Origin of the sequence: Erwinia sp. AnSW2-5, assembly GCF_045107195.1 — a bacterium.
GTDB lineage: Bacteria > Pseudomonadota > Gammaproteobacteria > Enterobacterales > Enterobacteriaceae > Erwinia.
On record NZ_JBJGXA010000024.1, the window covers coordinates 48,857 to 65,608 of the forward strand.

General features: G+C 56.3%; 18 protein-coding genes and 1 riboswitch. Of the genes, 5 read left to right on the top strand and 13 right to left on the bottom strand.

Annotated elements, in window-relative coordinates; genetic code table 11:
* Nucleotides 1–124: 124 nt before the first annotated feature.
* From ACFL9S_RS16295 to ACFL9S_RS16325, 7 genes are all read right to left on the bottom strand, one after another.
* Nucleotides 125–1,411 carry a nitrate- and nitrite sensing domain-containing protein gene (locus tag ACFL9S_RS16295; protein ID WP_405262936.1) on the bottom strand — a complete coding sequence of 429 codons (1,287 nt, stop codon included), beginning with the start codon at nucleotides 1,409–1,411 and terminating at the stop codon, nucleotides 125–127.
* A gap of 94 nt (nucleotides 1,412–1,505) precedes the next feature.
* The gene (locus ACFL9S_RS16300; protein ID WP_405262937.1) at nucleotides 1,506–1,778 is read right to left on the bottom strand and encodes a VF530 family DNA-binding protein; all 273 of its coding nucleotides are present in this window, start codon (nucleotides 1,776–1,778) and stop codon (nucleotides 1,506–1,508) included.
* A 97-nt stretch (nucleotides 1,779–1,875) separates the two neighbouring features.
* Complete coding sequence (zigA, locus tag ACFL9S_RS16305) at nucleotides 1,876–3,099, bottom strand: zinc metallochaperone GTPase ZigA (RefSeq protein ID WP_405262938.1); 1,224 nt, start codon at nucleotides 3,097–3,099, stop codon at nucleotides 1,876–1,878.
* Between the two features lie 136 nt (nucleotides 3,100–3,235).
* Complete coding sequence (locus ACFL9S_RS16310) at nucleotides 3,236–4,201, bottom strand: ThiF family adenylyltransferase (RefSeq protein WP_405262939.1); 966 nt, start codon at nucleotides 4,199–4,201, stop codon at nucleotides 3,236–3,238.
* Between the two features lie 3 nt (nucleotides 4,202–4,204).
* The gene (locus ACFL9S_RS16315) at nucleotides 4,205–4,975 is read right to left on the bottom strand and encodes a thiazole synthase (RefSeq protein WP_405262940.1); all 771 of its coding nucleotides are present in this window, start codon (nucleotides 4,973–4,975) and stop codon (nucleotides 4,205–4,207) included.
* A 3-nt stretch (nucleotides 4,976–4,978) separates the two neighbouring features.
* A complete protein-coding gene (thiS, locus tag ACFL9S_RS16320) occupies nucleotides 4,979–5,176 on the bottom strand; it encodes a sulfur carrier protein ThiS (RefSeq protein ID WP_405262942.1) in 198 nt (65 codons plus the stop codon).
* Entirely contained in the window at nucleotides 5,173–6,105 is a 933-nt protein-coding gene (locus ACFL9S_RS16325) for an FAD-dependent oxidoreductase (RefSeq protein ID WP_405262943.1), read from the bottom strand. The genes thiS and ACFL9S_RS16325 overlap by 4 nt, the downstream gene beginning before the upstream one ends.
* Before the next feature lie 153 nt (nucleotides 6,106–6,258).
* A riboswitch (TPP riboswitch) is annotated at nucleotides 6,259–6,381 on the bottom strand.
* Nucleotides 6,382–6,712: 331 nt separating this feature from the next.
* Here ACFL9S_RS16325 and ACFL9S_RS16330 point away from each other — a divergent pair.
* The 3 genes from ACFL9S_RS16330 to ACFL9S_RS16340 all read left to right on the top strand — a co-directional run bounded on the left by ACFL9S_RS16330 (nucleotide 6,713) and on the right by ACFL9S_RS16340 (nucleotide 9,436).
* Nucleotides 6,713–8,752 (top strand): choline transporter, encoded by a 2,040-nt coding sequence (locus tag ACFL9S_RS16330; RefSeq protein ID WP_405262944.1) that lies wholly within the window; start codon nucleotides 6,713–6,715, stop codon nucleotides 8,750–8,752.
* A 115-nt stretch (nucleotides 8,753–8,867) separates the two neighbouring features.
* Nucleotides 8,868–9,101: a type II toxin-antitoxin system Phd/YefM family antitoxin gene (locus tag ACFL9S_RS16335; RefSeq protein WP_133846771.1), complete on the top strand. Its 234-nt coding sequence runs from the start codon at nucleotides 8,868–8,870 to the stop codon at nucleotides 9,099–9,101.
* Nucleotides 9,102–9,106: 5 nt separating this feature from the next.
* Entirely contained in the window at nucleotides 9,107–9,436 is a 330-nt protein-coding gene (locus tag ACFL9S_RS16340) for a type II toxin-antitoxin system RelE/ParE family toxin (protein WP_405262946.1), read from the top strand.
* 27 nt (nucleotides 9,437–9,463) lie between these two features.
* Here the strand turns inward: ACFL9S_RS16340 and ACFL9S_RS16345 are convergent, their stop codons facing one another.
* Nucleotides 9,464–10,324, bottom strand: a complete 861-nt coding sequence (locus ACFL9S_RS16345; protein ID WP_405262947.1) for a DMT family transporter — start codon at nucleotides 10,322–10,324, stop codon at nucleotides 9,464–9,466.
* 139 nt (nucleotides 10,325–10,463) lie between these two features.
* Here ACFL9S_RS16345 and ACFL9S_RS16350 point away from each other — a divergent pair, with 139 nt between their 5' ends.
* A complete protein-coding gene (locus ACFL9S_RS16350; protein WP_405262948.1) occupies nucleotides 10,464–11,843 on the top strand; it encodes a PLP-dependent aminotransferase family protein in 1,380 nt (459 codons plus the stop codon).
* Between the two features lie 129 nt (nucleotides 11,844–11,972).
* Nucleotides 11,973–12,971, top strand: a complete 999-nt coding sequence (locus ACFL9S_RS16355) for an aldo/keto reductase (protein ID WP_405262949.1) — start codon at nucleotides 11,973–11,975, stop codon at nucleotides 12,969–12,971.
* A gap of 84 nt (nucleotides 12,972–13,055) precedes the next feature.
* On the opposite strand, the gene ACFL9S_RS16360 is transcribed toward ACFL9S_RS16355, so the two are convergent.
* Genes ACFL9S_RS16360 through ACFL9S_RS16380 form a run of 5 tightly spaced genes read right to left on the bottom strand, consistent with a single transcriptional unit; the run spans nucleotide 13,056 to nucleotide 16,748 of the window.
* Nucleotides 13,056–14,231: an acetyl-CoA C-acetyltransferase gene (locus ACFL9S_RS16360; protein ID WP_405262950.1), complete on the bottom strand. Its 1,176-nt coding sequence runs from the start codon at nucleotides 14,229–14,231 to the stop codon at nucleotides 13,056–13,058.
* The gene (locus ACFL9S_RS16365; protein ID WP_405262951.1) at nucleotides 14,231–14,641 is read right to left on the bottom strand and encodes a carboxymuconolactone decarboxylase family protein; all 411 of its coding nucleotides are present in this window, start codon (nucleotides 14,639–14,641) and stop codon (nucleotides 14,231–14,233) included. Before ACFL9S_RS16365 ends, ACFL9S_RS16360 begins: the two co-directional genes overlap by 1 nt.
* Complete coding sequence (locus ACFL9S_RS16370) at nucleotides 14,628–15,848, bottom strand: MFS transporter (protein WP_405262952.1); 1,221 nt, start codon at nucleotides 15,846–15,848, stop codon at nucleotides 14,628–14,630. The genes ACFL9S_RS16365 and ACFL9S_RS16370 overlap by 14 nt, the downstream gene beginning before the upstream one ends.
* Before the next feature lie 21 nt (nucleotides 15,849–15,869).
* Nucleotides 15,870–16,520, bottom strand: a complete 651-nt coding sequence (locus tag ACFL9S_RS16375; RefSeq protein ID WP_405262953.1) for an HAD family hydrolase — start codon at nucleotides 16,518–16,520, stop codon at nucleotides 15,870–15,872.
* 3 nt (nucleotides 16,521–16,523) lie between these two features.
* Nucleotides 16,524–16,748, bottom strand: a complete 225-nt coding sequence (locus ACFL9S_RS16380; RefSeq protein WP_405262954.1) for a tautomerase family protein — start codon at nucleotides 16,746–16,748, stop codon at nucleotides 16,524–16,526.
* Nucleotides 16,749–16,752: the final 4 nt, after the last annotated feature.

A 16,752-nucleotide genomic window follows, 5' to 3' on the forward strand; every position in this document is an offset into this window, starting at 1 on the left:
CAGGAAATGACGGAGAAACTGCGGGATGTCAGGCGGTTGCCGCGCTGATTATCCCGTTGCGTCGTCACCGCGAATGACCCGTGCCCCACGGTGAAGCACAGAATGCCCACTGTTTGTGCAACTATTACTGTGCGCGTGGTGTAAAAGCGGCGGCCACGGAGAGCAGTGCAATGGCAACGTCGGCAATACGTCTGTTCTGATCCATCGCCATTTTGCGCAGGGTCTGCCAGGCCTGCTCTTCGTTATAGTCGTGATGACGCATCAGCAGCACCTTGGCCTGGTCAATCTGTTTACGCTCATTCAGCGTGGCGCGCATCGCTGCCAGCTCGGTGTCCTGGGCCTGTAACCTCTCGGACTGGGCCTGTACCAGCTCCAGTACTGAACGCCCCAGCTGCGGTGTCAGTCCCCCGGTGTCCAGCTGCTGTGCCTCTTGCTGCAACCCGTCGCGGCCTGCCACATAGACGCTGTACGCTGGCTGATTATCCAGCCCGCTGAACGCCTGATGGATATCCTCTTCCTGCTCTTCGCGGCGGGTTTCAGCGCGACGAATGCTGTCGTGACAGCAGCGGGTCAGATGATGGGCAAGGCCATCTTCAATGACTTTCAGACTGTCGATACGACGGGTCATCAGCTGATACCAGCGCAGGGCCATCTCTGTCCCCCCGGCTTCCGGCGTGGTGCGCGTGCAGGCAATGCGCCGCAGCCGCTCGACATCACTGTCACAGATGGCGATGCTGCGCCAGCGTTGCAGGTTTTCCACATCGGCAAACTGGCTGAAACTGGCAAAGCAGCGCTCCTGTGCGCCGATCAGCGCCACCATTCTCTCGTTCTGCTCCGCGCTGAATTCACCCGCAGCGTAACCGGCAGATCCGGTGGCTCTCTCCTGCCCGGCCAGCTCCTTCCCCTGCATAAAACTGAACATCGCAATCAGGGCGCGGGAAATATCAGGATCGGAGGCGGTGTCGATCATTTCAAAAGCGAGGTTCAACTGCTGCCGGATAATATGATTGAACTGTGCCATCGCCTGGGCGTGACTGAGTGTGAACTGACTGACGGCATCCCGCAGCGCCGGAAGTTCGCTCAGCGCGTAGATCGCCGCGGCAATCCGGCTGAATAACCGGCTGCTGCCCTGTGATGTGTTCTCCGGGGAAGGGATCGCGGGCAGTTTCGTCATCATGCTGGCGATGATCTGGCTGACCTGGCGTGCTCGCTGGGGAAGTTCGTCGCCAAACATCCTTCCCTGAGAACAGATCCAGATATTGCTGGCACCGCGTTCGCGCTGCAGCTCATGGATAAGCTGGCTGATGATAGCGGTCAGGTGGCCGGTGTGGAGCAGATTACGCAGATTAGCAATTTCACACTGTCGCGATGCTGTCAGGTACATAAGCGGTGAAGGAGCGGTGGCACGCATTGGAAGCTCTCCAGTGATGAAATTGGATAAGCATAATAAGCATAATGTGTGCCATGTATGAAATGTGTTGCCGCATCAGCGGGCGATCAGATGACTATTTCTTTCCCTGCCAGTTGCCCCAGGGATTGTCCGACGGGGTTTCCGGCACGTCATCCAGTGAGGCAATGTACAACTCTTCGACTTCTTTGCGAGCCCACGGGGTGCGGCGCAGGAATTTCAGGCTGGATTTAATGCTCGGATCGCTTTTGAAGCAGTTGATATTGACGCGCTTCGCCAGCTCTTCCCAGCCATAACGCGCGTGCAGAGCAGTTAACAGGGCTTCCAGCGTCAGGCCATGCAAAGGATCTTTTGGGATGTGAGAGGTCATCGTGGTGTCCGGCGAGTCTGAGAAATTGCGCACACGATACTGAGCGTCAGCCACAGATGCAATAATTAACCGGGTACCTGCCGTCCCTGGCAGGGTGTTATCCGTTGAACCAGGCGGGAACCGGGTCGCGCCATCTGGCCCAACTCTGCGGACCGGCGGCCATCTCACTGTCCGTCAGCAGGGCATTATTCAGCTGCTGGCGCAGCCCGGCTTCATCCATCTCCATGCCGATAAACACCAGCTCCTGTCGGGCATCTCCGATACCTTCCTGCCAGTGGTGCATAATTTCCAGCAGGGACTCCTCATCCTGCGGCCAGCGTTCGCGCGGCACGCTGACCCACCAGCTGCCCGCCATTCCCTGGCGTGCCACGCCCCCTGCCTGCGACCAGTTGCCGGCATAGCCAGGCCGTGATGCCAGCCAGAAATAGCCTTTCGAACGCACGACGCCGGGCAATGCCCCGGAAAATAATGCCCAGAAACGCTCGGGGTGAAACGGGCGGCGGGCGCGCCAGACAAAGTTGCTGATACCGTACTCTTCGGTTTCCGGGACATGCGTACCGCGCAGCTCCTGCATCCAGCCCGGAGCCTGTGCCGCCTCGTCAAAGTCAAACAGGCCGGTACTCAGCACCCGGTCCAGCGGGACTTCACCAAAGCGGGCAGACTCAATACGTGCGCGCGGGTTGAGGTTGCGCAGGATGGCAAACAACCGTGTGCGCTGATCGTGGTCGATAAGATCGATTTTGTTCAGTATCAGCACGTCGCAGAATTCAATCTGCTCGATCAGCAGATCGACCACCGAGCGTTCATCGCCCTCACCCAGCGACTCACCGCGTGAACGGATGCTGTCGCGGGATTCATAGTCGCGCAGGAAATTGTAGCCATCGACAACGGTGACCATGGTATCCAGGCGCGCCACGGCAGACAGGCTTTCCCCGGTTTCATCTTCGAACGTAAAGGTTTCCGCGACCGGCAGCGGCTCTGAAATGCCGGTCGATTCGATCACCAACTGGTCGAAGCGCCCTTCGCGTGCCAGACGGTTCACTTCCAGCAGCAGATCTTCGCGCAGCGTGCAGCAGATGCAGCCGTTGCTCATCTCCACCAGTTTCTCGTCGGTGCGCGACAGTTCAGCACCGCCGTCGCGCACCAGCGCCGCATCAATATTCACTTCCGACATATCGTTGACGATCACCGCCACGCGGCGTCCTTCGCGGTTATTCAGGATATGGTTAAGCAGCGTCGTTTTCCCTGCCCCGAGAAAACCCGACAAAACGGTCACGGGCAGGCGGGTATCGTTCCCGGGTAAAGCGTATTTTTCTGACATGATGACATCCTCTCAGGCATTGACAGCGTGTTTCCGGCGGGCAGTCACAGTGCTGCCCGCACAAACAATATTGTTATGTTATAACATAACAATTAAGGCTGTCATCCCTTACCTTCGCAGGGTGTCTTTTATTTTTTTAGCGGTTTGCCACCATCATCGCCAGCTGAGTCATGCCGCGCTGTTGCAGGTTCCTCGCTGCTTTTGCCGCGCGGATCCCGCTGGCACACACCAGCACGATGCGGCAGTTTACAGGCGGCTGCCAGTCGTTGATCGCTTCAGGCAGCACCCGGTGAGCGTTAATCGCCACACTCTCGGGGGCCTCCTCCCGGCTGCGCAGTTCAACAATACAGTCTTCGCTGTTCAGCATAGCGCGATCGATAAACGGTACCACGGGCTGATCGGGTTCATCGGCTCCGTCAAAGCGGAACGGGCGGAAATGCCAGGTGGTGAAATCGCAGTTGATCAGACAACCCAGCGGCGAAGGCGTTAATCCGAGCAGAATACTGAGTGCCATCTGCGCCTGCATGGCACCCAGCGCGGCCACCGCCGGGCCCATCACGCCTGCGGTATTACAGTTCGCCGCGCTGCCCGGCAGCTGCGGAAACACTGCACGATAGCTCGGGGCGGTGCCGCAGAAGCCACCAACGTAGCCCCTGCGCCCGAGGACCGAGGCGCTGACCAGCGGGATCTGGCGCGGCAGACAGGCGTCGGAAAGCAGATAAGTGACGGCAAAATTATCAGCGGCATCGATCGCCAGATCGATGTCGTCCAGTGCTTCGTCCATCATGCTGGCACTCAGCGCCTGCGGTCGTGCATCGACGACACAATCCGGGTTACGTGCATTAAGGGCCAGCTGCGCGCAATCGACTTTGTGCTCCCCGCAGTCCTGCATACGGTACAGCGTCTGGCGGTGCAGGTTGTGCTCTTCCACCCGGTCGCCGTCATATATTCTGATGTAGCCTACCCCGGCCCCGGCCAGCAGCGGCAGCAGGGTGGCACCCAACCCGCCCGCGCCGATCACCAGCACGCGGGCCTTCAGCAGGGCAGATTGCCCTGCCTCGCCGATTTCCGGCAGCATGGATTGTCGTTGATAGCGGTCCATCCGTTATGGCTCCTGTGTGTGAAACTGCGCCATGCCAAAAATCGGCGTGGAGGCGCTGGCCATATCGCGGCGTTCGACCAGGCCTGCATGACAGGCGTCGTGACCGGCGCGGATAGCGGCAGCAAACGCCCCGGCCATACGGACCGGATCCTGCGCTTTGGCCACGGCTGTATTCAGCAGAATGCCGTCAAACCCCATCTCCATTGCCTGTGCGGCCTGGCTGGGCGCGCCGATCCCGGCATCGATAATCAGCGGAATGTCTTTAAACCAGGCGCGCATTGAACGCAGCCCTTCGATATTGCGCAGCCCCTGGCCGGAACCAATCGGTGCGCCCCAGGGCATCAGCAGTTCACAGCCTGCTTCGATCAGCTTCTCGCCGAGGATCAGGTCTTCCGTGGTGTAGGGAAACACCTGGAATCCCTCCGCGCAGAGAATGCGGGCCGCTTCCACCAGGGCAAAGGGATCGGGTTGCAGCGTATCCGCGTGACCAATCACCTCCAGCTTTATCCAGCGGGTGTTAAACACTTCACGCGCCATATGCGCCGTGGTCACGGCTTCTTTAACGCTGTGGCAGCCTGCGGTATTGGGCAGGACCCGCCTGTTCAGCCCCGTCAGCAGGTCACGGAAGGCGGCGCCCTGCCGCCCTTCACGGCGCAGGCTGACGGTGATGATTTCGCTGCCCGAGGCCTCAATGGCCTGTTGCAGGATCGCCGGAGAGGGATACCCTGCGGTGCCGAGCAGAAAACGTGACTGCGGAATAAAATCGTAAAACATACGTTATCCTCCCTGCATCGGTGATAACACCTCAAGCTCACAGCCTGCGGTCAGTGGCTGTGTTTCATAGCGTGAGCGCGGCACGAATTCGCCGTTAAGGGCGCTGGCCACGCAGCCTGCATCCATCTGCTGTTCATGCAGCAGCTCCGCCAGCGTGCGGGCGGTGGTGTCGATCGGGAGGCCGTTAAGCTGGATTTTCATATCAGGTTTTCCTGCTGCAGTTGCAGCATCAGTTTTTCTGCCATGACGGGGGCAAGAAGAAAGCCGTGGCGATACATGCCATTAAGGGACCAGACGCCGTTCTGGTAGCGAATGGCGGGGAGATTATTGTGATAAGCCGGGCGTAGCCCGGTGCCGCTTTCCAGTATTCGCGCCTCGGCCAGCGCCGGGTGGATAGCCCAGGCGGCACTCAACAGTTCCATCATCGCGCGTGCGCTGATCGGGCTGTTGTCGTCGCTTTCCACCATTGTCGCGCCCAGCATCAAGCGCCCTCCGGCGCGGGGCACCAGATAGCAGGGGAAACGGGGATGCAGCAGACGGATGGGGCGGGAGAACGGCACCTCTTCGCAGTGCAGGATCAGCATCTCACCGCGTACGGCACGCAGTTCAGGCAGATCAGGGGCCGCGTGGATCCCCCGACAGTCAATGACCGTTCCGCCGGGTTGGCCCGAGTGGAAAGGAACACCGCTGCGTTGCAGAGTCATACGCAGCTGGTGCAATGCACTGCGCGGGTCAAGGTGTGCCTCACCGGGAAAGAACAGCCCGCGGGCAAAGCGGCCTTCCAGCGCCGGTTCGAGTGTTGCCGGTTCCACCCACTGATGCGCCCGCGTCATACGCGCAAAGCGGCTGAGTTCGGGAGTATCGCGTGCGGGGGCCACCACCAGGGTACCGTGATGTTCCACTCCCTGGATGCGCGCCGACCACCAGGGTGCGGAACGCTGACCCAGCTCGACCACCTCTTCGGGGGCACTTTCACCTTCGCACCAGGGGGCGAGCATGCCGCCAGCCCAGTGCGATGCCGCACCGTGCTGTTCTGAGGTGATCACTTCAACGGATTGACCCCGTTCAGCGAGTAATGTGGCGACACACAGCCCGGCGACGCCATCACCGATCACCGACCAGCGGCTCATGATGTACCGTTTTCGAAAAGGAAAAAGGGGAATACAGATCGTGTCACGTTAGCCTCTCAATAGATGCGGAGACCCGTGATACAGAGTAAGGAAAAGACGGGGACGATCAGCAGCCAGCCCACGTGGCAGGTACCCTGGCGGCGCGACAGTTGCGCCATCGGGTACGAGTCTTCCTCCGCCAGTATCAACTGGGTCAGGTTCTAAGGGTCGCTAAGCCGCGAAAAATCGCTCATTAGCCTCTCAGTCTCTTCTGGCGAGACTCCCCTGACAGGAACTAGTTGTATTTTACCTGGTGACAATCGTCAAGCGACATGAGGTTTTCGTGCGGAAAAAACCGGGAAAAATGAGACGGTGAAGTTTTTTTTAATTGAATGCTCAATCAATAAAAACTATCATTCCTGTTCTTGTTTACACAAAATTTACTTTCAGGAGGTGATTAGGATCAAAAACACTAACGATTAATCAATATATTACACCTGATAATCACCCTGATGGTTCTCCCAGTGTAATTAGCGGATATACGGCGGATGTTACCCAGTATGCGCTAATGCGCGCTTTGCAGAGCGGACTTCAGGCTATTTTCTTGAGCATTTTTTGCGGAGACATTATGCCGACGACTGAAATACCAGGAAAGCCTCAAAAAGATCGTATTAATCCCGTGGTTTTCTATACCTCAGCAGCACTTATCCTGCTGTTTTCCCTCACGACTATCCTGTTCACGGATTTTTCCGATCGCTGGATCAATCGCACCCTTGACTGGGTATCCAACACCTTCGGCTGGTACTACCTGCTGGCGGCCACACTCTATATCGTGTTCGTCATTTTCATCGCCTGCTCACGCTTTGGCTCCATCAAGCTCGGGCCAGAACAGTCGAAACCTGAATTCAGCCTGATGAGCTGGGCGGCCATGCTGTTCGCCGCCGGCATCGGTATCGATCTGATGTTCTTCTCGGTGGCGGAGCCGGTGACCCAGTATATGATGCCGCCGGAGGGCCAGGGCCAGACGATGGAAGCGGCGCGCCAGGCGATGGTCTGGACATTGTTCCACTACGGCCTGACCGGCTGGTCGATGTATGCCCTGATGGGCATCGCCCTCGGTTACTTCAGTTACCGTTATGGCTTGCCGCTCACCATCCGCTCGGCGCTCTACCCTATTTTTGGTAAACGCATCAACGGACCGATTGGTCATACCGTCGATATCGCCGCCGTACTGGGCACGATCTTTGGTATTGCCACCACGCTGGGTATTGGCGTGGTACAGCTCAACTACGGGCTGAAAGTGCTGTTTGACGTACCGGAAGGGCTGACCGCGCAGGCCGGGCTGATCGTTCTGTCGGTGATCATGGCGACCATTTCCGTGACCTCCGGGGTGAATAAAGGCATTCGCTTCCTGTCGGAACTCAACGTGCTGCTGGCCTTTGGTCTGATCCTGTTTGTGCTGTTCGTCGGCGATACCAGCTTCCTGCTGAATGCGCTGGTGCTGAACGTCGGGGATTATATCAACCGCTTTATGGGGATGACGCTGAACAGTTTCGCTTTTGATCGTCCGACCGAATGGATGAACAACTGGACGCTGTTCTTCTGGGCCTGGTGGGTTGCCTGGTCGCCGTTTGTCGGTCTGTTCCTCGCACGTATCTCCCGTGGACGTACTATTCGTCAGTTTGTTGTGGGTACGCTGACCATTCCGTTTATCTTTACCCTGCTGTGGTTGTCGATCTTCGGTAACAGCGCACTGTATGAGATCATCCACGGCAATATGGCGTTTGCGCAGGAAACCATGGCGCACCCGGAGCGCGGCTTCTACAGCCTGCTGGCGCAGTATCCTGGCTTTACCTTCAGTGCCTCGGTCGCCACCATTACCGGGCTGTTGTTCTATGTGACGTCGGCCGATTCCGGTTCCCTGGTGCTGGGTAACTTCACCTCGCGCCTGGCCGACATCAATAATGATGCCCCCAACTGGTTGCGTATCTTCTGGTCGGTCACTATTGGTGTGCTGACGCTGGGGATGCTGATGGTTAACGGCGTAACCGCCTTGCAGAAAACCACGGTGATCATGGGGCTACCGTTCAGCTTTGTGATCTTCTTTGTGATGGCCGGTCTGTATAAATCACTGCGTGTGGAAGATCACCGCCGCGCCAGTGCGACCGTTAACACGCCACCGGTGCCGGTATCGCGCGACGACCGTCTGAACTGGAAACAGCGTATTTCACGCGTGATGAACTATCCGGGCACCACCCATACTCGTAAGATGCTGGATAACGTCTGTCGTCCTGCTATGGAAGAAGTGGGACGTGAACTGGAGCGCCGTGGAGCGAAGGTGCAGGTGAATGAGTTGCCCGCCGTGGATGACGAGCGCCTGAATCATCTGGAACTGCTGGTGGATATGGCGGATGAACAGAGCTTCCTCTACCAGATCTGGCCGCAGCGTTATTCGGTTCCGGCGTTTACCTACCGTGCACGCAGTGGGAAATCTGACTACTTCCGTCTGGAGACCTTCCTGCTGGAGGGAACACAGGGTAACGATTTGATGGACTACACTCGCGAGCAGATCATCAATGACATTCTCGATCAGTACGAACGTCACCTGACCTTCCTGCATATTCACCGGGAAGCACCGGGCAACGCCATGCCGTTCCCCGAAGCGTAATGCGTATGAAGAAAACCAGACTCCGGTCTGGTTTTTTTTGCATCAACCGGGGATAATCATCTTTTAATGGTCTATATTCAGACCGGTTACGCAACACGTTTAACGGGAGAATCCAGTGAGAGTAGAAACGATCAGCCACATCAAAAAAAATGCCGCCACGCTCGATGTCTCCGAGCCTATCATCGTGACACAGAATGGCATTCCGGCTTACGTCATCGAATCCTATGCTGACAGGCAGGCTCGAGACAGCGCCGTTGCGTTGCTGAAACTGATGACGTTATCGGAAAAAGATGCGGCTGAAGGTAAGGTTTACTCACGCGATCAGCTGTTAGCCAGTCTGGATAACTAACCGGAATGGCAGATGTCACGATTGAATACACCGAGACGGCAAGAAGCACATTATTGCAGCTGAGAAATCATCTTATCGCCTGCGGCGTTGCCCCTTTGCCCGTCATTGAGTGCATTATTGAAGAGTTCGAAAGCAAAGTATCCGCTTTTCCTGTGGGCTGCCAGCTGTGCCCTGAATTACTTAAGATTGGTTCTGACCGCTATCGGGAATGCAATACGCAGAAGGGTTACCGGGTGCTCTACTCCGTCGACGGGCTTCGGATCCGGGCACACGCGGTACTGTCTCAACGACAGGATATTGTGCAGCTTTTGTATCAGCGACTGATTGAGTTTTGATACCCGGTTTCGTCCGGGTACCGTCTTTCAGGCAAAACGTTTTGCCCCCGCCACGCAAAGAATAATCGCGCCCGCACAGGCAACCATGCCGAGAGCAACCGGTTCATGCAGGAACAGTGCGCTGAGCAGCAGCCCGAAGAAGGGTTGCAGAAGCTGCAATTGCCCTACCCCAGCAATTCCTCCCAGTGCCAGCCCGCGATACCAGAAAATAAAACCGATCAGCATACTGAACAGGGACACATAGCCAAGGCTGAGCCAGGCAGGAACGCTGATGCCCTGCCAGCCATGCGGTAAATTGATCAGACCGGTGACGGCCATGACCGGTAGCGCCAGCAGCAGCGCCCAGCTGATCACCTGCCAGCCACCGAGCCTTCGCGACAACCCAGCCCCTTCTGCATAACCCAGACCGCACAGCAGAATCGCAGTCACCATCAGCAGATCCCCGGTTAACGATCCCGCCTCACCGCTGGAGATGGCAAATCCCGCAACGATGCCCGCTCCCAGCAGTGAGAACAGCCAGAATGCTGGCCGTGGGCGTTCACCGCCCCTGAGGACGCCAAAAATGGCAGTGGAAAGCGGCAACAGTCCGATAAATACCAGCGAATGCGCAGCCGTCATCTCACGCAGGGCAAGCGCGGTCAGCAGTGGAAAGCCGACGACCACACCCGTAGCGACAATCAACAGCGACAGGAGATCGCCGCGTGCGGGGCGTTTCTGGCGCAACATCAGTAATAAACCTCCGGCCAGCAGTGCGGCAATCACCGCGCGGGCAGAGGTCAGAAACAGAGGTGAAAATCCCCCGATGGCCACTCTGGTGGCGGGCAGTGATCCGCTAAAAATGATCACCCCGGAAAGACCACTCCACCACCCTGCTGTTGCTCGTGCCATATGTCCTCTGCTATCAATATAAAGAATTATCTCCCGCTGATAGTAGAGAGCATCGCGCGCGCTTCGAAGATACACTGCCATACAATTTTGTTGTTCTGTATGGCTTACACCACCCATACAGTTGATGGCTGAAAAACGGATGACCCGCACAGAAACACTGATTGATGATATTCGCCGCAGGATTGTCACTGGCGCACTGGTTCCGGGCGATCGGCTGGCGTCGGTACGTCGCTATGCCGCCATGATGACGGTGTCACCTTCTACGGTCGTGGAAGCTTATGAACGACTGGCAGCCGAAGGGCTGATCCGCGCGCGACGTGGGTCCGGTTTTTATGTTTCCGGCACCCCGCTGGTCACCCGCAGCCTGGCGGATAACAGCAGCACGCGACGGCGGGAAGTGGATCCCTTCTGGGTCTCGCGCCAGTCGCTGGATGCCAGCGCGGGGGAACTGACGCCTGGCTGCGGCTGGCTGCCTGCGGACTGGATGCCCAATGAAGCACTGCGCAAAGGTCTGCGCCAGCTGACGCGCTCATCCGATACGCTGCTGACGGATTACGGCAGCTCACGTGGATCAGCGACATTGCGGCATCTGCTGCTGGCACGTTTCGCCCGCGAAGGACTGTCGGCCTCGATGGAACAGCTGATGCTAACCGGCTCGGGCAGCCAGGCGCTGGATTTACTTTGCCGCTTTCTGCTGCGCCCGGGTGACAGCGTGGTCGTGGACGATCCTTGCTACTTTAATTTCCAGGCACTGCTGCGTGCCCATCAGGTAAATATTGTTGGCGTGCCTTATACCCCAACCGGGCCGGATATTGCGGTGTTTGAGCAGGTCCTCGCGACGGTACGTCCACGTCTCTATATCACCAACTCCGCGCTGCATAATCCCACCGGGGCCTGTCTTTCCGCGCAAACGGCCTATCGGGTGCTGAGTGCCGCCGCGGCAAACGACACCCTGATTATTGAGGATGATATCTTTGCCGACTTCGAACCTGACCCATCCCCACGGCTGGCGATCCCCGACGGGCTTGATCGCGTTATCCGTACGGGCAGCTTCTCGAAAACGCTCTCGGCTTCCGTGCGCTGCGGCTATATCGCCTGCCGCGCAGAGTGGATTGAAGGGCTGACTGACCTGCAAATTGCCACCAACTTCGGCGGTCCCAGCCCGCTTTCCAGCGAGCTGATCGCCAGCGTGCTGGCCGGGGGAAGTTATCGTAAACATCTGGCTGAGGTTATCACGCGGCTGGATCGCGCCAGGAAAGAGGCCACCGAGCGCCTGACCGCGCTGGGTGTGATCCCGTGGCTGGTGCCTCGCGGCGGTTTCTACCTCTGGTGCCGCCTGCCGGAGGGCATTGACTCGGCGTTGATCGCCCAGCGCTGCCGGGAAGAGGGGGTCGTGCTGGCCCCGGGGAATGTGTTCAGCGTTTCTCAGTCAGCGACAGCGTATTTGCGTTTCAACGTGGCGCATCTGAATGCCCGGGTTTACCGCGTATTGCAACAGGCGATAGCAGAACAGCAGTGACCATCAGTGTTATCTGAGCGGAAAACATATCCCGGTGCCAGTGCTGATACTTTTTTTGCATAACGAAAATGACAATTCATCAATTGTAAGCGAGGTGAAACAATCAAATAGCGAATAAAAGGAGAAACTATGCATACCCGAAATTTATCTCAAAACCTGACTGTCAGTTCTGTTGGCTATGGGGCCATGGGACTGAGCGAATTTTATGGTCAAACCGACGACCAGGCTTCGCTACAGCTTCTCTATAAACTCATCGACCTGAACATTACGTTTATCGATACCGCAAACCTTTACGGACGGGGCCACAATGAGCGGCTGATCGGCCATTTTCTTGCAGGGCTGGATCAGTCTACGCGTGGACAGTTAAAAATAGCCACGAAGTGCGGAATCGATCGCTCACCTGATGAGTCTTACGCCCGTACCATTAATAATCAACCCGACTATATTACCTTCTGCTGTGATGAATCCCTCAAAAGACTGGGCGTTGAGCGGATCGATCTTTTCTATCTTCACCGGGTAAGCCAGGCCACACCCATCGAAGAGAGCATGGAATGCCTGAGTCGTCTCGTCAGAGAGGGTAAGATCAACAATATCGGCCTCTGCGAGGTCTCCGCTTCCACGCTGCGCCGGGCCCATGCAGTACACCCGCTTACCGCGCTGCAAACGGAATATTCATTATGGACACGCGATATTGAGGATGAAATTCTGCCAGCGGTGAAGGATCTGGGCATCGGCCTGGTTCCTTACTCCCCTCTGGGCAGAGGCTTTCTGACCGGAAAATATCGCAAAAACAGTGATTTTGCGGAAGGAGATTTCCGTAAAAATAATGAACGATTCAGTCAGTCCAGCCTCGATCATAACGCCCAGCTTCTTGACGTTGTCGAGCCGCTGGCTGAAAAATACGGCTGTACCCCGGGTCAGATTGCGCTGGCATGGCTGCTTGCGCAGTACGATAAACTGGTGCCCATTCCGGGAACCAAGCACACCGGTTACCTGGCTGAAAATGCGCAGGCGGCCGATATCGTTCTCGACGGATCAGATATTGCCTTACTGAACGATATTCACCAGCGCGTTGAGATCAAAGGCGGCCGGTATTCTGAGGAAGGTATGAAAGGCGTTAACAGCTGAAATCAGCCGTAATAATACAAAACCGGGCAGTGCCCGGTTTTTTGTCTTTTTTATCATCGGCCCTGCTGTATGGATGAGAACATTTTAGCGATAAACGCTCAGCGCCACACCTTCACCACCGCCAACGCACAGTGCCGCCACGCCGCGCTTACTGTTGCTGCGTACCAGGCCATGCACGAGCGTCACCAGGATACGGCATCCCGAGGCCCCGATAGCATGGCCGAGGGCGATTGCACCGCCGTAGGGGTTGATACGCTCTGGTGAAATACCCGCCCGGCTGGTCACTGCCAGCGCCTGGGCAGCAAAGGCTTCATTCGATTCAAGGTGTTCAACGTCTTCAGGATCCCAGCCCGAGCGGAAGAGGCAGTCTGCGATCGCCTGGACCGGAGCGACGCCCATTAATGCGGGCTTGATACCTGAGTTGGCAAATTCGCCCAGAGAGGCGAGAACGTGTAGCCCACGTGCTGCAGCAGTGTTTCGGGTACAGATAAGGACTGCGGCCGCGCCGTCGTTAAGTGAGGAAGCATTACCTGCGGTCACCGTTCCGCCCTTTCTGAAAACAGGCTTCAGCTGTCTTAGTTTTTCAATGCTAGTTTTACGGGGACCTTCATCAGTATCCACTCGCAGGATTTCGCCCTTCCTGTTCTGCCATACCACAGGAACGATTTCACGTTTAAAAATGCCCTGTTCCTGCGCATTTATCGCCTTAATGTGAGATAAAAGGGCGTATCCATCCTGCATTTCGCGACTGATACTAAACTCATCCGCAACGTTTTCGGCAGTCATTCCCATATGGTTATCGTCGAACGCATCCCAGAGCCCGTCAGACACCAGGCTATCTTTCATGTTACTGTCTCCCAGCCGTATACCGGTGCGCGATGACGTCAGGATGTGCGGTGCGCTGGACATGCTTTCTTGGCCGCCTGCAATAACAAACACCGCCTCACCCGACAGCAGCGCCTGCATGCCAAGGTGAACCGACTTTAGGCCTGATCCGCAGACCTTGTTGATGGTCAGACACTGCGTTTCAACAGGAAGTCCGGCATTCAGCGCGGACTGGCGTGCGGGATTCTGGCCGCAGCCGGCCGTCAAAACCTGCCCCATAATGACCTGAGAAATTTCACCGGATTTCACGCCCGAGTCTTCAAGAAGCGCGCGAATGACGCGGCTTCCTAGCTCGGCGGCGGAATGATCCGACAGGGAACCCAGGAAGGCTCCGGTTGCCGTGCGTTTTGCAGAAACGATCACAACTTCATTCATCAGTTTTCCTCTTTCAGGCCGGGCAAAATATGGCCGGTTGCCGCTATAGCGGCGCGGTAGGCCGTCAGACCGTTCATGCATGCTGGTACGCCGGCGTAGACGGCCATCTGTATCACGATTTCAAGCAGCTCTTCGGGGGAAACGCCGGTGTTGAGTGCCGCTCTCATGTGTAACTCGAGTTGAGGCATGGCGTTACCCAGCGTCACAAGCGATGCGACTGTCAGCATTTCTCTCGTCCTGAGATCCAGTCCGGGGCGGCCGATCACCGCACCAAAAGCGTAATCGATGATCAGGGACGGTAAGGTGGCGTCCAGTTCACCCAGACGTCCGGTCACTTTATCGGCCAGGCCAGGTTCAAGACGGTTCATGATGTCTCTGCCATAACGTGTCAGATCGTTAGTTTGACTCATAAAATTTCTCCAGAGCGTTTTGTGCGGGTGTTGCGCGGGTTGGGATGATGGCCACGAGCAGGACAGAAAGCCCGATGGCGGATCCTGCTACGATATAGAGCATCGGGACTGAAAAAGTGGATACCATCCAGGCTCCGGCAGATGCCCCGATACCGATGGCAGTATTGAAAAATGAAACGTAAACTGCGGAAGCCGGAAAGGTTCTGTCTTCCGCCAGGCGTAAAACCCACGTCTGGAAGCCCACGAAGATCCCGGATACTGCCACGCCCCAGAGAACCATCGCGGTGAAGACTGCGGTGTCTGAAAGTGCCGCACCAGACAACCCCAGAAATACGAGTACCGCGCAGATAAGCAGTACCGACACGGATACCGTTACCTTGAGGTATGTATCGATAACCATCCCGGTCAGAAAATTGCCGGCAAGACCTGCGATACCGTACACAAACAGGACCACCGGGATGGCTGATGTTGCAAGGGAATGCTGGGTGTGCAGCCATGGTTCAATGTAGGTAAAGGCGGCAAAGTGCGCGGTCACTGCCAGTAAAGTGGCAGAATAAATTTTCCACAACGCAGAAGATTTCAGCACACTTTTGAGAGCCTCCAGACCGATGGCACTTTTGCTGGTTATCTGCGGAACAAGTACGCTGATGCCGGAAAAAGCAATCACGCTGAGTGCCGCCATCAGCCAGAAGGCCTGTCTCCAGCCGAAGTGAATGCCGATATAATTTGATACCGGCACGCCAAACACGCTGGCTGCCGATACGCCACCAAAAACGATAGAGGTAGCGGCGCCTATGTATCTGGCCGGCACGATGGCCACTGCCGTCGCCCCGATCATCGCCCAGAATGCACCGTGCGCCAGCGCACCCAGTACGCGTGCTGCAAGCAGTAGCACGTAGGTGTTCACCGTGGCGGCAAGCACGTTAGATAGAAAAAGTACGACGGTGAGCGTGAGCAGGAGCCGTTTCTTGGCAACGTTGCCCAGAAAGACTGATGCAACGAGCGCGCTCAGTGCGCCTACCCAGGCATAAAGCGAAACCGTCATGCCGACTGCCGACTTTGAGGAATGGAACCCCTCCGCAATAGGTGTCAGCAGGCCAACAGGAGCCAGCTCTGTGGTGACGATCGTAAAAGTTGAAAGAGCCAAAATAAACAGGGCAAGCCATGACCTTAAGGACATATCCTGCGGGGATTTTTTTGCGTTCATGATTTTTACCTCTGGATTGGTTTAAATAACTGGCCAGCGCTGGCGAACTGCGTGTCTGGCAAGCTCCGTATATTTACCTACGCAGACGGGGTGACCAACGGATTCGAGCATAGGGATATCTGAGAGGTCATCTCCATAGGCGTAGCAATCAGCAGGACTTATTTCTTTCTGATTGCAGAATTGAATAAGCGCCTCCATCTTCCCGTCCCCGATCGTCTGCGGCGTCCCTATTTCACCCGTAAGTGTTCCAGCATCAGTAAGTTCCAGCGGCGTGCAGAGGATATCTTTTACGCCCAGGTATTCTGCAACCGGTAAAAGGATGGGGCGCATTGAACCGGATATAAATACGGTAAGCATATTCTCAGTCTGCCTTTTTTTCAGTGCCGTTACCGCATTGTCTATAAATAGCCCAGGGCAAAACTTAATTCTGAACCATTTTTCCCCTGCTTCTTCCAGTTTATTATAACTGACGCCTGCAAGTTGCCGGTAATATTCCCTGTTGAGTTGCTCGCGGGGTGTCCCTTTTTTAACTTCGGCCCGGAAGTGCATCATATAGCTTTCAAGCCTGTCGTGTTCATTATTCTCACGACACCAGAAGTCGTAGAAATCAAACATGCTTTTGATGGTTATAAGCGTATCATCGACGTCAAAAAATGCGGCTGATTTCTGCAAGGGTTATTCCTCGTAATTCTTCCTCCGGCTTTTGGCCGGAAAGTCTCTATGGTTACCGGGGATGCCCGCATCAGCCCAGCGTGAGGGCTGTATTTCAGAAATAACAACGGAAATTTTATCCAGCGGTGCTCCGGTATTTTTGTGAACGGCAAGTGTGATATCTTCCTGCAGACTGATAATTTCGCTTTCATCTTTTGCAGGCCAGGTGATTATATGAATAAATGGCATGTTG

Excerpts from the sequence above, each read along its gene's own strand:
- ACFL9S_RS16365 (WP_405262951.1), bottom strand. The coding sequence starts at position 14,641 with ATGAGTCAAACTAACGATCTGACACGTTATGGCAGAGACATCATGAAC.
- ACFL9S_RS16360 (WP_405262950.1), bottom strand. The coding sequence starts at position 14,231 with ATGAATGAAGTTGTGATCGTTTCTGCAAAACGCACGGCAACCGGAGCC.
- thiS (WP_405262942.1), bottom strand. The coding sequence starts at position 5,176 with ATGAAAATCCAGCTTAACGGCCTCCCGATCGACACCACCGCCCGCACG.
- ACFL9S_RS16295 (WP_405262936.1), bottom strand. The coding sequence starts at position 1,411 with ATGCGTGCCACCGCTCCTTCACCGCTTATGTACCTGACAGCATCGCGA.
- zigA (WP_405262938.1), bottom strand. The coding sequence starts at position 3,099 with ATGTCAGAAAAATACGCTTTACCCGGGAACGATACCCGCCTGCCCGTG.
- ACFL9S_RS16340 (WP_405262946.1), top strand. The coding sequence starts at position 9,107 with ATGGCAGATGTCACGATTGAATACACCGAGACGGCAAGAAGCACATTA.
- ACFL9S_RS16355 (WP_405262949.1), top strand. The coding sequence starts at position 11,973 with ATGCATACCCGAAATTTATCTCAAAACCTGACTGTCAGTTCTGTTGGC.
- ACFL9S_RS16325 (WP_405262943.1), bottom strand. The coding sequence starts at position 6,105 with ATGAGCCGCTGGTCGGTGATCGGTGATGGCGTCGCCGGGCTGTGTGTC.
- ACFL9S_RS16350 (WP_405262948.1), top strand. The coding sequence starts at position 10,464 with ATGACCCGCACAGAAACACTGATTGATGATATTCGCCGCAGGATTGTC.
- ACFL9S_RS16345 (WP_405262947.1), bottom strand. The coding sequence starts at position 10,324 with ATGGCACGAGCAACAGCAGGGTGGTGGAGTGGTCTTTCCGGGGTGATC.
- ACFL9S_RS16380 (WP_405262954.1), bottom strand. The coding sequence starts at position 16,748 with ATGCCATTTATTCATATAATCACCTGGCCTGCAAAAGATGAAAGCGAA.
- ACFL9S_RS16315 (WP_405262940.1), bottom strand. The coding sequence starts at position 4,975 with ATGTTTTACGATTTTATTCCGCAGTCACGTTTTCTGCTCGGCACCGCA.
- ACFL9S_RS16300 (WP_405262937.1), bottom strand. The coding sequence starts at position 1,778 with ATGACCTCTCACATCCCAAAAGATCCTTTGCATGGCCTGACGCTGGAA.
- ACFL9S_RS16330 (WP_405262944.1), top strand. The coding sequence starts at position 6,713 with ATGCCGACGACTGAAATACCAGGAAAGCCTCAAAAAGATCGTATTAAT.
- ACFL9S_RS16370 (WP_405262952.1), bottom strand. The coding sequence starts at position 15,848 with ATGAACGCAAAAAAATCCCCGCAGGATATGTCCTTAAGGTCATGGCTT.
- ACFL9S_RS16310 (WP_405262939.1), bottom strand. The coding sequence starts at position 4,201 with ATGGACCGCTATCAACGACAATCCATGCTGCCGGAAATCGGCGAGGCA.